The organism is Flavobacterium xizangense (genome assembly GCF_054075145.1).
In genome coordinates, this window is sequence record NZ_JBSIPG010000154.1 from 1 (window position 1) to 263 (window position 263).

At 31.2% G+C, this 263-nt stretch carries 1 protein-coding gene; it reads right to left on the reverse strand.

What is annotated here, in order from left to right; translation table 11 throughout:
- Window positions 1-263, reverse strand: a 263-nt coding sequence (locus ACWA1B_RS22900; protein WP_456910939.1) for a hypothetical protein, incomplete at both ends; no start/stop codon positions are given.

The following is a 263-nucleotide window of genomic DNA, read 5'->3' on the forward strand; positions in this document are numbered from 1 at the left end:
TTTAATTTTTTTGAATTTATTTGGCGTTATACCATCATTTTTGTAAGTATCTGTTCTAAGTAACGAGCCTTGGTTCCACAGATCATTTTTATAAAAACCAAAAGTATTCATGAGATTTAGAGTGGCCCCGATATTAAAAGAAAGCATGGTATTAAAAGCAGGATTTTTAAATATTGTTGGTAAGTTGGCACCCGAAATGTCAAAAAGACGAGTTATAGGTATGTTTTCATAATAATATTCAGTTTTTCCGTTTTGCTGTGTGC